The 17349-nt window shown below is 53.8% G+C and carries 13 protein-coding genes; 3 read left to right on the top strand and 10 right to left on the bottom strand.

From position 1 onward, the window contains the following. Nucleotides 1-42 precede the first annotated feature (42 nt). The 5 genes from JI735_RS37915 to JI735_RS18510 form a co-directional block, all read right to left on the bottom strand. Nucleotides 43-279, bottom strand: coding sequence for a hypothetical protein (locus JI735_RS37915; RefSeq protein ID WP_411829928.1), 237 nt, complete (start codon nt 277-279; stop codon nt 43-45). Nucleotides 280-283: 4 nt separating this feature from the next. After that, nucleotides 284-1255: an MFS transporter gene (locus JI735_RS18525; protein ID WP_411829927.1), complete on the bottom strand. Its 972-nt coding sequence runs from the start codon at nt 1253-1255 to the stop codon at nt 284-286. 78 nt (nt 1256-1333) lie between these two features. Then, nucleotides 1334-1879: a hypothetical protein gene (locus tag JI735_RS18520; RefSeq protein ID WP_039838128.1), complete on the bottom strand. Its 546-nt coding sequence runs from the start codon at nt 1877-1879 to the stop codon at nt 1334-1336. Between the two features lie 130 nt (nt 1880-2009). Then, nucleotides 2010-2429 (bottom strand): DUF350 domain-containing protein, encoded by a 420-nt coding sequence (locus JI735_RS18515; protein WP_025708003.1) that lies wholly within the window; start codon nt 2427-2429, stop codon nt 2010-2012. Nucleotides 2430-2460: 31 nt separating this feature from the next. Beyond that, nucleotides 2461-4827 (bottom strand): endonuclease MutS2, encoded by a 2367-nt coding sequence (locus tag JI735_RS18510; RefSeq protein ID WP_202676280.1) that lies wholly within the window; start codon nt 4825-4827, stop codon nt 2461-2463. 153 nt (nt 4828-4980) lie between these two features. Between JI735_RS18510 and JI735_RS18505 the strand changes: the two genes are divergently transcribed. Further along, nucleotides 4981-5328, top strand: coding sequence for a phage holin family protein (locus JI735_RS18505; RefSeq protein ID WP_020432741.1), 348 nt, complete (start codon nt 4981-4983; stop codon nt 5326-5328). 80 nt (nt 5329-5408) lie between these two features. Here the strand turns inward: JI735_RS18505 and JI735_RS18500 are convergent, their stop codons facing one another. Further along, nucleotides 5409-6437 carry a GGDEF domain-containing protein gene (locus tag JI735_RS18500; RefSeq protein WP_202676279.1) on the bottom strand — a complete coding sequence of 343 codons (1029 nt, stop codon included), beginning with the start codon at nt 6435-6437 and terminating at the stop codon, nt 5409-5411. A 317-nt stretch (nt 6438-6754) separates the two neighbouring features. On the opposite strand from JI735_RS18500, the gene JI735_RS18495 reads away from it, so the two are divergent. Then, the gene (locus JI735_RS18495; RefSeq protein WP_039838133.1) at nt 6755-7147 is read left to right on the top strand and encodes a cupredoxin domain-containing protein; all 393 of its coding nucleotides are present in this window, start codon (nt 6755-6757) and stop codon (nt 7145-7147) included. A 648-nt stretch (nt 7148-7795) separates the two neighbouring features. Here JI735_RS18495 and tnpA read toward each other — a convergent pair. The 4 genes from tnpA to pheS all read right to left on the bottom strand — a co-directional run bounded on the left by tnpA (nt 7796) and on the right by pheS (nt 14659). Then, nucleotides 7796-8230: an IS200/IS605 family transposase gene (gene tnpA, locus JI735_RS18490; protein ID WP_202677603.1), complete on the bottom strand. Its 435-nt coding sequence runs from the start codon at nt 8228-8230 to the stop codon at nt 7796-7798. A 240-nt stretch (nt 8231-8470) separates the two neighbouring features. Then, entirely contained in the window at nt 8471-10642 is a 2172-nt protein-coding gene (locus tag JI735_RS18485; protein WP_202676278.1) for a cell division protein ZapA, read from the bottom strand. A gap of 196 nt (nt 10643-10838) precedes the next feature. Beyond that, complete coding sequence (gene pheT / locus JI735_RS18480; protein WP_039838249.1) at nt 10839-13286, bottom strand: phenylalanine--tRNA ligase subunit beta; 2448 nt, start codon at nt 13284-13286, stop codon at nt 10839-10841. 338 nt (nt 13287-13624) lie between these two features. After that, nucleotides 13625-14659, bottom strand: coding sequence for a phenylalanine--tRNA ligase subunit alpha (gene pheS / locus JI735_RS18475; RefSeq protein ID WP_039838247.1), 1035 nt, complete (start codon nt 14657-14659; stop codon nt 13625-13627). Nucleotides 14660-15659: 1000 nt separating this feature from the next. On the opposite strand from pheS, the gene JI735_RS18470 reads away from it, so the two are divergent. Beyond that, nucleotides 15660-17264 (top strand): diguanylate cyclase domain-containing protein, encoded by a 1605-nt coding sequence (locus JI735_RS18470; RefSeq protein ID WP_051052183.1) that lies wholly within the window; start codon nt 15660-15662, stop codon nt 17262-17264. Nucleotides 17265-17349: the final 85 nt, after the last annotated feature.

Below are 17349 nucleotides of genomic sequence, written 5' to 3'. Positions count from 1 at the left end.
TGTTTTGACCAATACGCTTTTCCCCTGTTCAAATCCTTCAAATCATTGCGGGAGGGAAGCAGCGGCCTTTCGCTTCAGCAGATGATGCAGTGCAGCCCAGCTTCCCAGCGGAGCCGCCCCCAGCAGCAACAGCAGCCAGGTAATGACACGCGGCGAATCGTTCACCGAAAGCACTGCGATGAACACAAAGATGCCCAGCATCCGGCCACACATCAGGCAAAGCTCCCGCAGAACCACCAGTTCCACCCGTTTGCCCGCACTTTCCTTCGACTCCCCCATGAGGTCAAAGACGCTTGAGGTCATCGGCAGCATATATAATGGAAGAAAAAGAGAGGTGCCTATGCCCATAATCAGCAAGGTGCCGTAGCTGACATTCCAGAGAAGCGGTGTAATGACTGCAACCAGCAGAATGCCGCCAACAAGCATCCCCCGAGCGGAGTTTCGGAGTGAACCATTTGCCCGCAGCCCAGTAGCTGACCAGTGCAACCGCTGAAGTGATCAGGGCAAATTGCCCCAGCTTGCTTTCTTGCTTAGCGGCTATGTACACAAGAAGACCGATCAGAAAGGAAAACACACCCTCTCTTAACCCCTGAAACACCAAGGCTGCCGCTGCCGGCCTCCAGGCACTGCTTTTGCGGTGCAGCTCCCTCCAAGGCTCCATCCATAAGTACGCCCCTTCACTTTTGCGTTTCTTAAGGAAAAAGCTTAAGACCACAGCAAGTCCATAAATGGAGAGGGACAACAGGAAGACCAGACGATACCCGCGCTCGCCATGCAGGGCCGAAATGATCCAGCCCGACACCCAAGGGCCCAATATGCCGGTAAATGAACCCAGCAGCCCCATCCAGCCATTGAAAAAGTCCCGGTTTCCGGCATCCGTAATCTCAAAATAAACAATATTGTACGCTAGCCAGAACAAACCGATAGCTATGCCCAACACCAAACCAAGCGGCCAAATGTAATGAACCGCCCGGTTGCCAAGCCACAGTACGAGCAAATAAAAAAGGCCCGAAACGGCCAGGCCCAGCCGCAGGGCGTTCATCTTGTTATGTTCCTTGACCCATTTGCCGCCCAGCCAGAAGCTGAGTCCCACGGCCACTTGCTGAGCCACCGCAAACCAGCCGATCATGGCAAAATTCTGCTGGTTTTTCCACAAATAAACGTTCAAAAAGGTTCCTGCCAGCACGCTTGCGAGTGAACATAACCCGTTGACTGCAAGCAGCAGTACCTCCTGTTTATGCGCTGAATCCTTCATGCTGCTCCCCCTTGCGAACTGGACGTGTTTTGCTTAACATGCCCAGCTCAAGGAGAAAGCATAACCGGTATTCCTGAATTACTTGGCTCCTGTGCTCAGATTGCGCACCAGCTGAATGCGGTCTTCCTGCGCCAGACTGTGCTGCACATGGAAGCATGAAGGACAGACGAAGAGATTAAGCGCGAATGGCGGTTTCAGCACCGGCCCGCCCAGCTCTTCCGGGGACGACGGCTCAAAACCCTCTACTTTTTGCGTGCCGGACAGCAGCATCAGCTCATGGCACTGCGGACATTCAGGCGCTTCCAGCTGAGCTGCCAGAATAGCCGCCACTTTGGACTCGTAGTGCTTCAGGTCATAATCTTCACCGAATTGAACCAGGGTATTGAAGATCGGCACTACACTTTCCTTATCCTCATCATCCCATAGATTGTCGTCACTAACCGAATCTTGGTCCGGCTCCCCGGCCATTTCCGGTTCATCTTCATCTTCCAGGTCATCGATCCCCAGGGTCACCGTACGGTAGCCGCTAAGCTCATTGTTGCAATGGGGACAGGTATCCTCCGGCCCGAACTCCTCGTCCCATACAATCTCTGTATGACACCAAGGACAAACTGTTGTTTCCATCTTGACTATCTCCTTCTTACCTCACATTTGAATTCAGTTGATCATTAGATAAATTATACCGGCCGCCAGAAAAGTCAGGGCAGAAAGGAACAGAACCCGAACCAAGATCTTCATGTTTTCTACCCCCGCTTCAGAAAATTGCAGCACCAATGACATAGGAAAGGGACACGGAAATTATCATGGCAGTCAAGCCCACAGCCCGGTTATCTTTGGCGATCTCATCGTCAATGGAAAAAACCGGAGTCAGAAACTCGAACAGGAAATACGCCAGAATCAGCAGCAGAAACCCCACAACCGACCATTTCATCGTTTCGTAGATCGAGACGCCTGCTGAAATGCTGAAGCGCAGAATATTGCAGATGCCGAAGATTTTGCCTCCGGTTGCCATAGCCACCGCCACGTTCCCCTTGCGGATTTCTTCCCAGCAGTTATATTTGGTCACCATTTCAAAGAAAGACAGGAATACCACCAGGCCAAGAATGGCCACAGTGAAGTAGCCGAGCAGCGCTCCCAGCGGATGATCCAGCAAAAGATCAATATTTTCTTGCATCCTTCTCCCTCTTTCTGCTGGACTCCAGCCGCTATTGCAGTTCAGCCACGGTTACACCCGCGCCGCCTTCATTGTAATTTCCGAGCCGGTAGCTCTTTACATGCTTATGCTTGCGCAGATATTCCTGAATACCGGTGCGCAGTACTCCGGTTCCCTTGCCGTGAATGATGGAGATTTGCCCCAAATTGCCCAGAAAAGCCTCGTCAATGAAGCGGTCTGTTTCCATGATGGCTTCCTCCAGATTCGTCCCGCGCAGGTCCAGCTCACTGCGGATGTTCTCATCACGGGTACGTTTTACCGTAGTTGCCCGGCGGAGCGCAGGAGGCGGTGAATCCGGTGCGGAAGCCAGAAATTCCAGATCCTCCAGATTGACCTTCATCTTCATAATGCCAAACTGGACAATGGCTTCCTTGGGGCCGCTAAGCTCCACAACATAGCCTTTCTGGTTCACATTCTGCACCTTCACCTCATCGCCGGGCTGAATCTTCCGCGGCGCCTTGACGCTGCTGCGGGCCGCTGTCTTCTTGCGGGGCGCGGGCTCCGCTTCATCCAGACGGCGGCGGGCTTCAATCAGCTTATGCTCCTTGACGGAAGCCCCTTCCTCCAGAGCCAGGCGGCGCAGGTCGCTGATGATCTGCTCCGCTTCCTTGCGGGCCTTGTCAAGGATGGCGCTGGCGTCCTTCTCGGCCTTCTCCAGCCGCTTGTCACGCTGGCTCTCCAGCTTCTCCAGCTCCAGCTGCTGCCGCTTGCGGAATTCCTCCGCTTCACGGCGGACCGCTTCGGCGCGTTCACGCTCGTTCTCCGCACCCAGGCGGTTTTCTTCCAGCGAGGCAATCATATGCTCGACGCGCAGGTCCTCTTCCTTGACCTCTCCGCGCGCGTGTTCCAGTATCGCATTCGGCAGGCCCAGACGCTCGGCAATAGCAAATGCATTGCTTCGTCCAGGCACACCGACCAGCAGCCGGTAGGTGGGGCTTAAAGTCTGTACATCAAACTCCATGCTGGCATTGATGACGCCTTTGCGTTCATAAGCATAGGCCTTCAGCTCACTGTAATGGGTGGTGGCCACCATCCGGCATTCCGTCCGGTGAATATTCTCCAGAATCGCAATCGCCAGCGCCGAGCCTTCTGCGGGATCGGTACCTGCACCTACCTCATCCAGGAGAATCAGACTCTTCGGAGTCATTCTGCGCAGAATGGAGATAATATTAGTCATATGGCTGGAAAAGGTACTGAGGCTCTGCTCAATACTCTGCTCGTCGCCAATATCGGCATAAATAGCATCAAATACACACATCTGGCTGCCTTCTTCCGCCGGGATGAACAATCCCGACATCGACATCAGGCTGAGCAGGCCAATGGTCTTCAGCGTCACCGTCTTACCGCCCGTATTGGGGCCGGTTACGATGATGGAGCTGTACTGGTTGCCAAGCTCCACGTCCAGCGGCACGACCTGCTCCGCCGGAATCAGCGGATGCCGGCCCTTGCGCAGCTTGAGGTAGCCCCGGTCATTCATCCGCGGCTGGGTCGCCTTCATGTCACGGGCCAGACGGGCTTTGGCGAAGATGAAGTCCAGCTCGCCCAGGATATCCACATCATAGGCCATTTCCTCGGCAATATCGCCAACGAGCGCGGTCAACCGATGCAGGATGATCTCAATCTCCCGCTCCTCGCGCAGCCGGGTCTCGCGGAGCTTGTTGTTCATGGCCACAATCGATTCGGGCTCGATAAAGAGCGTGGCACCGGAACCCGACTGGTCATGAACAATGCCGCCGAAGTGGGCGCGGTATTCCGCTTTGACCGGAATGACGAAGCGGTCACCACGGATAGTTACCAGCTGGTCCTGCAGCATTTTGGCTACCGAGGAAGAACGGATCATGGAATCCAGCTTCTCCCGGATACGCGTCTCGCCTCCACGCAGCTCGCGGCGGATGGCGGCCAGCTCAGGGCTTGCCGTATCCAGCACATCAGCGTTCTCGTCAATGCAGGCGCGGATGGCATCCTCCACATGCTTCTGCTCCGAGAGCAGATCGCTCTGCGCGAACAGAAGCGGGATATTCTCATCTTCATGCATCGCCGCCAAAAACCGCTTGACCCTGCGCGCCCCGCCGATCGTGTTCCCCACAGACAGCAGCTCGCTGGTCCCCAGCAACCCTCCGATGGAAGCACGCTTCAAGGCCATCTTGATGTCCGTTACGCCGCCAAAGGAAGGAATGCCCTTCAGCCGGTCTACGTTCGCCGCCTCATCCGTAGCCTGAAGCAGCTTTTTCACGCCTTCAAAATCACCGGATGGCTTCAGACTTTCCGCCTCTAGCCGCCCCATCGGGGTCTGCGTATATTGCGTCAATTTATTTAAAATCTTGCGATATTCAAGCGTATGCAAAATTTTGTCGTCCAATTACAGTCACAGCTCCCTTCATAGATGGTTACATTATACCTAATTCAGCCGGGTTTCGCTATTTGGGTATGTTTTCAGGGAATAGAAATTTTGCGGCAGGCCACAATAACAACTGCACATATCCTTATGCGAAGGCCAAAGGAGGTTAGTTCAGTGAGATTTTTAGGTCATGTGGTCCGTTTTATCGTGGCAGCGATTGTGCTGATGGTGGTTGGCTGGATTGTTCCGCAGTTTACGGTTGGCGGTTTCTGGAGCGCGCTTGTTCTTGCCCTGGTCATCGCACTTCTCGGCTGGGTGATTGAGGGCATCTTCGGCAAAAAAACAACGCCCTTCGGCCGAGGCATCGTCGGCTTCCTGGTCAGCGCACTGGTCATTTGGATTGCCCAGTTCATCGTGAGCGGTGTCAGCGTCACCGTCCTTGGAGCACTTCTGGCAGCACTGGTCATTGGGATTATCGACCTGTTCCTGCCGGTATCCACACCGTTTGAAGCCGGGAAATAACAGCAAACTGCACAGCTTTCTGCAGACACAAAACCCCCTGCTCCGGAATTCACCGGAAATAGGGGGTTTGTTGTATTCTTTTAGGCATAGGAGAGAATATTGTCATCGTCATGGGCAGCGGAAGCAGTAACTACGGCATTCTTACCCGAATGTTTGGCGGCATACAAGGCATGGTCCGTCTTGCGGAACAGTTTCTCCTTGCCGTCCCCGAGCTGGTAGTCGCATAACCCGATACTGACGGTAATCGGCTTGCCCCCGGCATAAGGATGCTCCATCGCCGCAATCTTCAGACGCAGTTCCTCGGCAGCGGCGTAGGCTTCGTGAATGCTTTTATCCGTAAAAATAACCGCAAATTCTTCCCCGCCGTATCTGGCCGCAAAATCATTTAACCCGATCAATCCGCCTACCTTGGCTGCAACCTCCTTCAATACAAGGTCCCCGACCCAGTGGCCGTAGGTATCATTCACCCGCTTGAAGTTATCTATATCGAACAATGCGAGCTGCAGCCTGAGGCCATTGCTCTCACACTGCTCCAGCAGCGAAACCAGATATTCGTGAAAGGTCTTATGGTTGTACAGTCCAGTCAGCGCGTCAATCTTCAGAAGCTTGTCGGAAATCGCCCGCTCCACCATCAGCTCCTGCTCGGACTTGGTCAGCTGCTCCAGATGCTCGCGCACCTCACGGGCACGGATGATAACCGCCTGGGCCATGACAACGAACACGATAAACACACATTCCACCATCAGAAACTCCAGCAGCGGCTTGTCCAGCAGCCTCTGCTCCAGCCCCAAATAAATCGCGGCATAGAACAGCAGGCTGAAGGCTCCCAGAGCATTAAGCAGCCGCTGGTCAAAATAGACAAGTGAAATCATTATAGGCATCATAAGAGTCATCTGTGCACCGTCGACAAATGGCTCAAGCACAAAATACATCAGATAAGAGACCGCAAATCCGCAGACCACAACCGCCTGCTTGTGGTACAGCGAGGTCGACCGCAGCCACATTTCCGCCGTGGTCATGGCAATCACAATCATCAGATTGCAGCCGATGAACAAATGGCCTTTACTGGGAAGCAGGATGGATCTGACTTCAATGACATGATTCGACAAAACATATAAAAGCTGGGCCACCAGCATACAAAACACTATGATCCAGTAACCGGTCAATATTTTACGGTGCCATTTCTCCGTATTCGGCGAATATTCGGCGATATTAATATGATCCCCTACTTCTCAACCTAATGATATATAGCATTAAGTATAATAAATTTTAATGATTATTGCATCATATTTTTGCATATTTCGACAAACTTTGGAGTCCCTTCGACAGTAGAAAAAACCTCATTCAATTTCTCAAGACATCTTTGCCGAATTAAGTTATGCTAGGGGCACGCAAGGCTTAATATGATTCCAGGAGGAGGATAAAGATGATCCGAAGATTTGCCATGCTGCTGTCCATCGGCTCCCTGCTTATTCTCGCGGCTTGCGGCGGGACAGGCAATAACACCGGGACCGCAAACAACAAGGATGGAGCAGCTGAAGCCGGCCTCACCGCAGACGAGGAACTCATGATTTCGGCAACCAATTACAGCTTTGACCAAAAAGAATACCATTTGAAAAAAGGGGTTCCGGTCAATATTGTGTTTAAAAATGAAAGCGGCAATCATGGCATCCTTGTTCCGGAGCTGAACCTGCGGCTGGACGGAAAAGATTCCTCACAGGTCATTGTCCCGGAGGAAGCCGGAACGTTCGAAATGACCTGTGCGATCATGTGCGGCTCAGGCCACAGCGGCATGAGCGCCAAGGTGATTGTCGAGTAGGGTGATGGCTTTGAGAGTTAGGGGCCGGAAAGTATGGAGCTGCCTCTTTCGCTTCTGAGGACAAGTAAACAGTAATTCCGGACAGGAGAAACGTGTCCCAACACCATGAACAAATAAGGCTACGCCGTCCTTTACCGGATAACGTAGCTGCTTGGGATTTCAATTTAGCGTTTGCCTGCGGGGCCATTCCTGAGTCCAGCGGCAGTTCCAAGTGGAAAAAGGATCACTAATTCAGCTTATATCGCTTCCTAAAGGAGTAAATTGTCCCATTAAGTTCCCTTTTTCCACCTAAATCCCTCATTTGTTGATTTGGAGGGGAAATAAGTTCCCTTTTTCCACCTAGCGGTTGTTTCACCTGTTTAATAGCCAGCTTGAGTTGGAAAAAGGCTATCGAAGCTGGCTGATTTTCCGCCTAAATGTGCGAATTCACGTCGGTCTATTTACCCCCTACCTTATGCATCTTATTTCCTTAGATGGAGGCAATCATAATTAAGAACAAATCATAACCACCCGTCCAACGGGTGGTTTGCTCTGAGGCTATAAGCCTCTGGTGCCGGCTAGCGTCTAAAGGCGCTGGCTTTCACTTCGTTCAAGCCACTATGCCTTTGCCTCTTTTGCCTACCCCTGAAGGGGTGCTTGGACTACCAGCTACCCCTTAAAGGGGTTTTCATACTCTTTCACACTCAGCTTATCCAGTGCAATATCGTGACTTTCCTGCTCCTGGATATACTTTTTAATCGTTGCTTCATTGAGACCTACCGTGCTTACATAGTACCCTTCTGCCCAAAAATGGCGATTCCCGTACTTATACTTCAAGTTTGCATGCTTATCGAAGATCATGAGCGCACTTTTCCCTTTCAGATATCCCATAAAACTCGAGACGCTCATTTTCGGTGGAATACTCACCAACATATGAATATGATCGGGCATGAGGTGTCCTTCGATAATCTCTACTCCTTTGTAGCCACAGAGTTGCTTTAGGATATCTCGGATACTTTCTTTGTATTGATTGTAGATCACCTTTCGTCTATACTTTGGGGTGAATACGATAGGGTACTTGCACATCCACTTGGGTTGTGCCATGCCTTCTCTGGCTTGTGCCACAAAAACCACCTTCTCCTTTCGTTAGACATAGTAGCTTGAACACTCCTATTATAACGATCGCATCAGGTGGTTTTTTGCTATAAGCATCACTACACCACCCGCATAGCAGGTGGTTTTTTGTTTCGCACGCTTCGCGTACTCAACTGGCTAAAGCCACTAATAAAGCGGGCCCCAGGCAGTAGGAACTGCCTGGGGCCCTTCTCTTCATGCGTCCGCCATTCAACTGTCCTGTTCGATCAGTTGAATCCATTCATTATATTCACGCTGCAGCTTGGCATATTCCGCCTGCAGGCTCTGGTGCTCCTGGGACAGCTTGTCTAGTTCCCCCTGCCGCATTTCAGACTGCGCCTGCATCAGGCGCAGCTGGCCCTGGACCAGCTCATAGCTCTCGCCGATCTCGTCGAGCTGCTGCTGCACCTGGGAGTGCTCCCGGTTCATGGATTCAGCTTCCGCTTCCGCCTTGCTCGCTTCCTGCTCCCAAATCTCGATCTCTTCGCGGAGCTGCGCTTCCGTCTCGCTCCACTCCTGCTGGCTCTGCAAGAGTTCCTCGTATTTACGCTTCCAGGAAGCTTCGACCTCGCGGGTCTCCCGCAGCGCTTCCTGCTGCTCTGCCGCCGCAGCGGCGGCTTCACGTCCAGTCTCGTACAGCTCTTCCAGGCGGCGGGCCGTTTCTTCGCCTTCCGCCTCCAGCAGCTCATATCTTTCCTTCAGCTGCTCGCCATCCTGCAGCACCTCGTCATACTGTGCGATAAGCTCTTCGTAACGGCCCCGCAGCGCGGCCAGCTCCTTGCGGGCAGCTTCCGCCTCCGCCTGGTGTTGCCGGCTCTCGGCTTCCGCTTCAGCCCGCAGGCCGGATTCACGGTCAAGCTGCTGAACCATGCCGTCCGCCTGCCCGCGCAGCGTATCAATCTCTGTCTGCAGCGCCGAAGACTTCTCTTCCGCTTCCAGCAGCTTCATTTCCAGTTCTCCGATATCCTCCATGTGCTTGTCGGCCAGCTCATGCCAGGTGGCGGCTTCCGAAGCAGCCTGGGTAAGCTCACCTCCCAGCTGATGCAGGCTGCTCTTCGTTTCTTCCAGTGATTGGTGAAGCACAGCAGCCTCTTCCTGCTTCCTGCTATGACGCTGGCGCAGTTCCTCCAGCTCATCACTGAGAAGATCTCCAAGCTCATTGGCAGAATGCAGCTCAGCCTCTACCCGGCTCAGGTTCTCTGCGGTTCCCCGCAGCGATTCCTTAAGCCCGGCAGCCTCCTGCTGCACAGCCTCATAACGCTGGCGGAGCGCCTCAAGCTCTTCTTGCCGCAACGCTCCCTGCTCGGCAGCAGCACGAAGCTCTTCCGTCAGCTGCTCTTCACGCTTCAGCACCGCCTCGTATTGGGCGAGCAGCGTCAAACGGCCCTCACGCTCGCTCTTCAGTCCAGCTTCGGCCGCGCGCAGCCTGGATTGCAGCTGCCCGGTGCCGCCGCGCAGCTCGCCAATCTGCTTCTCCATCTCCTGCATTTGCTGCTTATGGCGGTGCTCCTGCGTGCCTTGCGACTGCCGCAGCTCCTTGTTCTTAGCAAGCTCTTTCTGCAGCGCCTCACGTTCCTCCGCAAGCTCCTTCTCAAGCGTGGATTTGGTATCCGCCAGCTCCTTGCTGAGCGCCGAACGGATCTCCACAATCTCCCCTCCGAGCGAATCGCGGGTCTCTGCAAGCTCCTCCTGAAGCCGGGACAGCGATTCCGCCTTCTCCTTGTCCAGCGTTTCGCGCAGATGCTCCAGCTCCTGCTGATGAGCAGCCTTCAGCTCTTCCAGCTGCTGCAGACGGGCCGCTTCGGCGGCTGCCAGCTCCTGCCGGTGGCTCTCACGCCCGGCTGCCTGCTCCTGCTCATAGCGCTCCCGGAGCGATTTCAGCTCCGCTTCACGGGCCTTCAGCTCTTCAGCCAGCTGCTCACGGGCCGCGGCCGCAGCCGTCTCCGCTTCCAGCAGTGCCTCGGCATGAAGCTTCCGCTCCTGCTCCTGAATCTCCAGGTGCCGCCTGCGCTCCTCTTCGGCTTCAGCGGCCAGGCGGGCCGCTTCCTCCCGGGCTGCCGCTTCCAGCCGTTCATATTCTTCCTGCCGTTCTTTCTGCGCCTCCGTGAGGCGTGCGACTTCTACACGCAGCTCCGTGCGTTCCCCGGTCAGCATGTTCAGCTCGTTCTTAAAGTCCTGTACCTGAATAGCCTGTTCCGCCATATGTACGGCAGCAAGCACTGCAATCCGCGGGGTATCCAGTCTCGTATGTGATTTGGAAATTGCCCGCATATGCTCGTCTACATAACGGGCAACCTGTTTCATATATTCAGTGCTGCTTCCGACAAGTTTATAAGAAGTTCCATATATCTCCACGGCGACACGAGTCCGGTCCATAGCCACAGTTGTGCCCTCCTTTGTATGTGTGCGGATTCTAAGCTGGTCTCTCTGCTCCTATTGTAGCGTGATTCATTCTCTTTTGCCAAAAAGCGCTGATTTCATAGATTTTCCGGTAACTGCCGCAGCTCAAAAAAAGTGAAAAAAAGCCGCTGCGAATTCCGTTTGTAAATGGATTCGCTGCGGCTTTGCACAATTCCTGCTACTTTCTTAATTCTGCGCCAAAAGTTTGCTGAAGTGCGGAAACTACCTTGTCATGCACCTCTACAACCTCTTCGTCGGTCAGTGTATGGTCAGTATGACGGTACAGCAGCGAAATGGCTATGCTTTTCTTGCCGCTCTCCATCTTGCCGCCTGTATACACATCGAATACCTGAACGTTTTGCAGCAGAGTCCCGCCGTTCTCACGGATGGAAGCCAGCAGGTGCCCGGCAGGCACTGCGGAATCCACTACAACAGCGATATCCCGCTCCATTCCCGGGAAGCGCTGCAGCTCAGTGTACTGCAGATTGGTGCGTGCGGCGCTGTAGAGCGGCTGAAGCAGCAGCTCGGCCACGTAGGTATCTTCCAGGTCCAGCTCACGCTGCAATTCCGGATGGAGCTGGCCGAGGGTTCCCAGCTTCATGCGCCCTTCAGGGCCCTGCAAATAGATGGAGGCGGAACGGCCCGGGTGGTAATTCTCCGGCGCATCGCCTTCATAGCTTACGCTGTCGCCAAGGCCCAGATAGTTAAACACGGTTTCCAGCGCACCTTTCAGGTCGAAGAAATCCACAGGCTGCTCTTCCACATTCCACTGCTTGGATGCCCGGCTGCCGCTCAGCAAAAGGCCCAGCACCGGCAATTCACGCGGCTGGCGGGTCAGCTGCTCTTCGTCCGTGAAGAAGACATTCCCGATCTCGAACAGCGCCAGATCACTTTGGCGGCGGTTCGTATTATAGCGGGCAATGTCCAGCAGCTGGGGAATCAGGCTGGTGCGCAGAACGCTGCGTTCCTCGCTCATCGGCATCGCCAGCTTCACCGGTAGAAGGCCATCCGCAAGTGCCGGGAACAGCTTGCTCTGTTCCGGCTGAATGAAGGAATACCCCATAACCTCCTGGAAGCCCCCATCTGCCAGCAGGCGCCGCAATTCACGGCGCTGGAACTGCCGGCTGGTCAATGCTCCCGGTGTAGTCACACCCTCAATCAGGGTTGTAGGAATATTGTCATAGCCGTATAAACGGGCGACTTCTTCAATCAAATCGACATCATAGCTGATATCACCGCGTCTTGTCGGCACCTGCACCTCGACGAGCCCTTGATCCGCATCTCCGCACTTGAAGTGCAGACGGGTCAGCAAGGTTTTCACTTCCAGCAGCGACAGGTCTGTACCGAGATAACGGTTCAGCTTCTCCAGGGATAAGGTCAGCACCTTCTCCTCCGCAGCCGCAGTCCCGGCCTGCATAATCCCCGTGTGCACAGTGCCTCCGGCATAACGGGCAATCAGGGCAGCGGCACGGTCCAATGCGGGGATCACGGCATTCGGATCAACTTCCTTCTCGAAGCGGAGGGAAGCTTCGGAGCGCAGGCCCAGCTGGCGCGAGGTTTTACGGACCGTTCCTCCGTCGAACTTGGCTGATTCCAGAACAAGGTTCACGGTAGCTTCCGTTACTTCCGTCTCCAGACCGCCCATGACTCCGGCCAGAGCCACAGCCTTGCCGGCACCGTCGGCAATAACCAGCATCTGCGGCTCCAGCTTGCGTTCCTGCCCGTCAAGCGTGGTCAGCAGCTCGCCTTCGCGGGCAAACCGCACACCCAGCACTCCACCTTCCACTTTATCGCCGTCGAACGCATGCAGCGGCTGTCCGTACTCCAGCATCACATAGTTGGTAATATCCACAATGTTATTGATCGGACGCACACCCGCCGCCATCAGGCGGTTCTGAATCCAGAGCGGTGACGGGGCAGGCTTCACCCCGGAAATATAGCGCACTGAGTAATGCTTGCAGTAATCTTCATTCTCGATCTTGACCGAGATGGAGTCAGAGGCTAAACCGCCTGCTTCTACCAAGTCCGCTGCCGGATCCGGCAGCTTGAGGTCACGGCCCAGAATCGCACTCACTTCATAAGCGGCCCCGATCATGCTGAGGCAATCGGAACGGTTCGGGGTCAGATCGAAATCCAGGATCTCGTCGTTCAGACCCAGCACCTTCAGTATATCCTGGCCAATATCCGTGTTCTCGGGCAGTACCAGAATACCTTCCTGAAGCTCCTTAGGGAGCAGCTTGTCATTAAGGCCCAGCTCTTTAGCGGAACAGATCATGCCCTGCGACAGCACGCCGCGAAGCTTGGCCTTCTTGATCTCCAGGCCCGGCAGCTTGGCGCCCACCAGGGCAACCGGAACCTTTTGGCCTGCGGCTACATTCTTGGCTCCGCAGACAATCTGCAGATCCTCGCCCTGTCCGGCGTCCACGATGCACACATTCAGCTTGTCGGCGTCAGGGTGCTTTTCTTTCGATTTCACATAGCCGACAACAATGCCGGAAAGGCCTTTATTGCGGCGCTCCACACCGTCGATCTCGATGCCGGCGGTGGTGATTCTATCTGCCAGCTCAGCTGCGGTCACGCCTTCAAGCGAGATATAATCCGCGAGCCAGGAGGTTGATACTTTCATGTTCGCACACTTCCTTTTTGTTTCAGATGTATTTATCTACGTGCCGGGTTTGCCTGGATATGGGGAAACAGAGAGCAGCGAGCGGAACTTTTAATTCTATTTAAAAATACGTCTGTTAATAGGGTCCCTGCGTGGAATGTTTGGACTTCCGGCCGCTGTTGTATCCAGATTTCTTGATTTATACCGCTCTTAGCGGATGAAATCCGGATACAAAGGCGAACGCTAACGCTCCTCCAGTTCCAAACTTCCCCTCCGGTCCATTTTTAACAGATTGTTAAACAGAAACAAAGATCCTCGACAGTTGCTTCTGCCCCCAGTCCCGCAAGCCCGCCAAAAATCTAAATCCCCTTGAACTGCTTCACAAACGCCATATCGTTCGTGTAGAAATAGCGGATGTCATCGATGCCGTATTTCAGCATTGCAACCCGCTCCACGCCCATACCGAAGGCAAAGCCGCTGTACTCGGCAGGATCATAGCCGCCCTTTTCCAGCACGTTCGGATGAACCATGCCTGCGCCGAGAATCTCCAGCCAGCCGCTCTGCTTGCAAAGGCGGCAGCCGTGGCCGCCGCATTTGAAGCAGCTCACATCCACCTCAACACTAGGCTCCGTGAACGGGAAGAAACTTGGACGCAGGCGGATGCCTGTGTTGGGTCCGAACATTTCCTGCACGAACTGCTGCAGCGTGCCCTTCAGATCGCTCATGCGGATATGGCGGCCGATTACAAGACCTTCGATCTGGTGGAACTGGAAGGAGTGGGTCGCATCGTCGTCATCGCGGCGGAATACCTTGCCCGGGCAGATGATTTTGACGGGTGTTTCCCCCTTCATCGCCTGCATGGTGCGGATCTGCACCGGAGAGGTCTGTGTGCGCATCAGGATATCCTCCGTCAAATAGAAGGAATCCTGCATGTCGCGGGCCGGGTGGTTCTTCGGCAGGTTGAGCGCTTCAAAGTTATAATAATCCGTTTCTACCTCCGGACCTTCAGCCACCCGGTAGCCCATTCCGATGAAAATATCCTCGATTTCCCGGACGACCCGGCTCACAGGGTGAATCCCGCCTTGCGGCAGTCTGCGGCCCGGCAGGGTTACGTCTACCTTTTCAGCGTTCAGCCGGTTTAGCGTTTCCTGCTGCTGGAAGGCCTCCTGCTTCGTGCTGATAATCTCCTCAATGGCGCTCCGCACCAGATTGGCCACCTGGCCGATCACCGGGCGCTCCTCCGCGCTGAGCCCGCCCATGCCGCGCAGGACTTCTGTAAGTTCACCTTTTTTCCCCAGATACTTTACGCGCAAATCATTCAGAAGCTGCGGATCGGTAACTTCCTGCAGCTTCGCCAATGCTTCGACCTTCAATGCTTCAAGCTTTTCCTTCATGGCCGTGTACTGCCTCCTTATCATGATGTTATTCAACAAAAAAAGGCCTTTCCTCCCGGTAAGGGACGAAAAGACCGTGGTACCACCCTTGTTAGACCGCCCTGAACCGCATACCCCAAGAGCATTATTCCCCTTATGGCATGACAGAGACCTGTCTCACTTTAGCAGAAATAACGGTCTGCGGCCGGTTTCCCCTACGCTTTCCTTCCATATAGAACGGAAAAAAATTCAGGGAACTGCTCCGGAGTGAACTTCGGCAGCTCTGCTCTCCTAGAAACGCTCTCAATCTGCGGCGTCTCCTCCCTGTAAGCCAGGCACTGCGTACTCTTCTCCATCAATGCATTTCACATGGATGCTGCTGAATCAATGGCATCTTCTGCTTAAGAAGATATGTCCATTTATTATATGCATAATCAGCCGTTTTGACAAGTGGGACAAATTCCGGCCGACTTATGCCCTGGGCAATGACTAGCTGGATTACTGTAACCAATTTAAGTGTAAACCACATTTTACTGGGGCTTGCGGTATAGTTCTTTCAAGACTTCTGCCTTATGCCTAAGGCAACCCGGGACCGATATCAGCGGATTATTCCGGGGAGGGTATCGTTTGCAGCTAAGTTGGGTAATAGGACTCAAGGGCTGGAATATTCATAGGGTAGCAGGTTATACATACTCTTTTAGAAGATAAGATTTGTGGAGAATGGCCTATTCTTGGTCCGAAACAGCGGAAGTCTCTGAGATTATTACGCGGTATCCATTAAATCCCGGGCAATTGCCCCGCATGAGTGCTTCCTACATACTGATGAGAAGAAACTTCGATCATACCGGGAGATTCCCATTTCTGCCACCTCAACCTTCCCCAGCTCTGTATGACTCGCTTGGATCGTTATCTCTTCAATGTCCTGCACACATAGCAATTGGTCCCCAATATGGATATACTTCGCGTGTTCATGTACACAGCAATAGAGAACACTTAATTGTTATTGCAGGGGGTGGATGAAGTGGCAGGTTTTCCCGAGTTCAAAAACACACGCAGATTAATCCTTTTATTCACCGCTATCTCCGTTCTTCTGGTCGGCATCAGTGTTGCTTCCCTTTTGTATCTGAATCATACGATGAACAAATTGTCCGACTCTTTATACAGCGATGTCTATCAGAATTCCCAGCTTATTCTGAACGCCGACCGCGACCTGTACCAGGCCTCCCTGGCCTTCCATACGGCGATGAACGGGAATCTGACCAGCGGGGAGTACAGCAGGCTGTCCCGGGATTTTCAGGAGAACAATGCCCAGGCAGAGCGGCGTCTCCGAATGGCCGGCGATAACATCAATTCCGTGAAGAACCCGTTCAGCAAGATGAAGCAGAGCGAACTGGTGCTAAACAAGCTGAGGGAGGTACTGGACAGTATTGATGCCCCTTTTCAAATCTGGAAGGATACAGGCACGAATCTTATGGCCCAGCGGGTCCGGAGCGGCTGGAATCCTGAATCTTACTCTGCCCTGGAAGCCAATGTCCTTCTAAAAAATGTGCGGGAGCCTCTCGATAATTCCGAGCGGTTGATTGACGCCTACGCCCGCCAGGTTACCCAGGAATTCCGGGACCAAAAAAGCTCATTATTCGCGCTGTATTCACTCTTCCTGTTTTTACTGGTTCTTGTCATTATCTATCTCTGCCGCAAGCTGATTGACCTCCAGAACGAAATGCTTGAGGAGAAGTCGCTGTATCAATTAATCGGAGAGACGATGTCCGACTTTATTATTTTGACCGACTCAAACGGGCAGATCCTGTATGCTTCACCCTCCCATTCAAGCTTGCTCGGCTATCTTCCCGGCAGGGGGACTCCGCTTTCCAATTATATCCGCGAGGCGGAAATCACCTGGGTGAAGCTCAAAAGTGTAGTACAGTCCACTCCGCGGATTTCCGAGCTGCGCATGCGTGCAGGGGATGGCCACTGGGTATGGCTGGAAACCAAGGTTACCCCCATTAAGGGGGGCGGCGCTGTTCCTGCGCAGTTTATGCTGGTCTCCCGCGAGATCACCGAACGGAAGCAGCATGAAGAACGCCTGCATAAGCTGGCCTTCTACGATCACTTGACCGCCATCCCCAACAGGGCCCATTTCAAAATGTACATGGAGAATCTGATCAGCCAGCCGGAGGAACGCAAACAGGAAATTGCGCTTGCCCTGCTCGATTGCGACCGGTTCAAGCAGCTCAATGACACCCTTGGCCATCTCGCCGGGGATGAATTCCTGCAGCTGCTCTCACGGGAGCTGCAGCAGACCGTGAAGGGCACCGGCCAGGCATTCCGGATCGGTGGGGATGAATTCGCCGTCGTGCTTCACCGCTTTGCCAGTCCCGAGATGCTGGATGAAATCCTGGACCGGCTGCTGCAGCTTTTCAATAAGTCCTGGTCGGTCAACAAAGGCTCCAGCTTCCATACTTCAGCCAGCATCGGCGTCGCGCTGTATCCGCAGCACGGCAGCAGCATCAATGAGCTTCTGCGCGCCGCCGATCTGGCGATGTACCGTTCCAAAAAACACGGCGGCAACGAAGCCAATCTCTACAGTGAGCTTGTGGATGAAGAATATAAGGACCAGCCTAAATAAACTTTCCCCACACCAGGCCTTACCTGAAGTCTGCTCAGGTGCATGGCGTAGAGAAACCCTAAAATATTACAAAGGAGCTGTTCTG

The organism is Paenibacillus sonchi, from assembly GCF_016772475.1.
GTDB lineage: Bacteria > Bacillota > Bacilli > Paenibacillales > Paenibacillaceae > Paenibacillus_AQ > Paenibacillus_AQ sonchi.
Note: the sequence above shows the minus strand (reverse complement) of the source record. Positions and strands in the feature narration are given on the sequence as shown.

Bases quoted from the DNA above. Each gene is read 5' to 3' on its own strand.
- JI735_RS37915 (WP_411829928.1), bottom strand. From the start codon at position 279: ATGGGGGAGTCGAAGGAAAGTGCGGGCAAACGGGTGGAACTGGTGGTT.
- JI735_RS18525 (WP_411829927.1), bottom strand. From the start codon at position 1,255: ATGAAGGATTCAGCGCATAAACAGGAGGTACTGCTGCTTGCAGTCAAC.
- JI735_RS18520 (WP_039838128.1), bottom strand. From the start codon at position 1,879: ATGGAAACAACAGTTTGTCCTTGGTGTCATACAGAGATTGTATGGGAC.
- JI735_RS18515 (WP_025708003.1), bottom strand. From the start codon at position 2,429: ATGCAAGAAAATATTGATCTTTTGCTGGATCATCCGCTGGGAGCGCTG.
- JI735_RS18495 (WP_039838133.1), top strand. From the start codon at position 6,755: ATGATCCGAAGATTTGCCATGCTGCTGTCCATCGGCTCCCTGCTTATT.
- tnpA (WP_202677603.1), bottom strand. From the start codon at position 8,230: ATGGCACAACCCAAGTGGATGTGCAAGTACCCTATCGTATTCACCCCA.
- pheT (WP_039838249.1), bottom strand. From the start codon at position 13,286: ATGAAAGTATCAACCTCCTGGCTCGCGGATTATATCTCGCTTGAAGGC.
- pheS (WP_039838247.1), bottom strand. From the start codon at position 14,659: ATGAAGGAAAAGCTTGAAGCATTGAAGGTCGAAGCATTGGCGAAGCTG.